The sequence below is a fragment of the Aeromonas sp. Prich7-2 genome (assembly GCF_017939255.1).
Taxonomy (GTDB): domain Bacteria; phylum Pseudomonadota; class Gammaproteobacteria; order Enterobacterales; family Aeromonadaceae; genus Aeromonas; species Aeromonas caviae.
On the sequence record NZ_JAGKRI010000276.1, the window covers coordinates 1 to 385 of the forward strand.

Genomic DNA, 385 nt, shown 5'->3' on the forward strand with positions numbered 1-385 from the left:
CTAATCGCAGCTTCAAGGATTACGACGACATCCTTGATGCCTGCACATCGGCCTGGAAGCACTTTATTGCCGATGTGGAGCGGGTGATGTCACTTTGTAGCCGAGATTGGATAAAACTGACCTAATGTTTAATCCGATTGGTATTATCCCTGGATAGCGCCTTGCCGGACCGCACCACCATCATGAATTTCCGCCACCTGCTGGAGCAGCATCAACTGGCCCGCCAATTGTTCAAGACTATCAATCGCTGGCTGGCCGAAGCAGGCGTCATGATGACTCAAGGCACCTTGGTCGATGCCACCATCATTGAGGCTCCCAGCTCGACCAAGAACAAAGAGCAGCAACGCGATCCGCAGATGCATCAGACCAAGAAAGGCAATCAGTG

Annotated in this window: 2 pseudogenes; both read left to right on the plus strand. The window is 52.2% G+C overall.

What is annotated here, in order from left to right:
* Positions 1-125 (plus strand): annotated as a pseudogene (locus tag J9892_RS24865) (IS630 family transposase); the annotation flags it as partial.
* An 18-nt stretch (positions 126-143) separates the two neighbouring features.
* Positions 144-385: pseudogene (locus tag J9892_RS21615) on the plus strand (IS5/IS1182 family transposase); the annotation flags it as partial.